Below are 1,185 nucleotides of genomic sequence, written 5' to 3'. Positions count from 1 at the left end.
GGCCGATGCGCAGGCGGCACTGCACGCCATTGCGCAGAGCACGCCGCCGGCTTGATGCCATATCTTCGTTGGACTGCGGTCGGCACACCGGCCGCAGCCTTGTTCGCTTTCGCGCCAGCCGCCTGCATCTGGACGAGCAATTCGTCAGATCACAGCCTGATCGCAGCACCCACGCGATCAAGAAAATGGGCGGAAGGACTTGGCTTTCATCCCGAATAGCGCGTTTATGTGTCCATATCCACAAGGGCATCCCACGGAGCAAGACGAGCACGCCACGCCCACCTCCGCCCGTCACCCCGGCGGGCGCCGAACCCACCCAATCTGGAGAACGACCACACCATCGTAGTGGCGCGACTTGTAGGAACCAGTGGCGCGTCATCACCAGCACCACCCTCCGGCATACGCCGGAGACGCGGACGGCCGAGGTGCGTCAACACCCCGGCCGCCCTGACCACCACCGTTCGTTAGGAGAACGACAATGGCTGCAAATACTCTATCAGTCCCGATTCGGGTCGAACATCGTTCGTGGCACTTGGCGGCCGTGGTCGCTTCCGGAGCGCGGACATGAGCGAAACCACACGCGAACTTCCGTTCCGGGAGATCCCTGCTGAACAGCACCCCTTGCTGATGGTCGCCAATGGCGTCGACAGTACCACCGCCCTGCGAGAAGCTGCTGATCTTGAAGATGCCGTGCGCCGCTTGCTGGTGATCGGCACCGAAACCGGTATCGACGGCAGTTTGGCCTACCTGTGCGAGTTCGCATTGGAGATCGCTGGTGCGCTGCGGAGATCCACTGAAGGCGACTGATCGTTTCGCCACTTCCTGCGGGCCACCGTCCTCGAGTGTATGCCGGATTCTCATCGGAACTCACCTCGCGCTACGCTGGGGTGCGATACAGCGACCGACCGCCACGGTGACACTGGCGGCTGGTTCGATATCCCCTCAGAGACCCTGTGATTCCTTGCAACGATTGTGATCCTGCACGCATGACGCCCGCCCAGCGCCGCACGGAAGTGGCTGGGCTGTTGGCGCTTGCCCTGCACCGCCTGCGTGCTCGTGACCTCGATCCGAGCACTCTACGTCTTGCCTCTCCGGTTGACCGTGGACTTGGCTTCCCAGCCGAACCACGCGTACATGCCAACCCCGCTCACCGGAGTCCACAGGCATGACGCAACAATCCCCTCC

1 protein-coding gene is annotated in these 1,185 nt (G+C 62.8%); it reads left to right on the top strand.

Annotated features, from left to right (window positions below):
* Positions 1-564: 564 nt before the first annotated feature.
* Positions 565-807 (top strand): hypothetical protein, encoded by a 243-nt coding sequence (locus tag ABD974_RS17910; RefSeq protein ID WP_345304714.1) that lies wholly within the window; start codon positions 565-567, stop codon positions 805-807.
* The last annotated feature ends 378 nt before the right edge of the window (positions 808-1,185 follow it).

This window comes from Lysobacter hankyongensis, from assembly GCF_039543145.1.
GTDB lineage: Bacteria > Pseudomonadota > Gammaproteobacteria > Xanthomonadales > Xanthomonadaceae > Lysobacter_I > Lysobacter_I hankyongensis.
This window is presented reverse-complemented; position numbering and strand designations above follow the sequence as displayed.

Bases quoted from the DNA above. Each gene is read 5' to 3' on its own strand.
- ABD974_RS17910 (WP_345304714.1), top strand. From the start codon at position 565: ATGAGCGAAACCACACGCGAACTTCCGTTCCGGGAGATCCCTGCTGAA.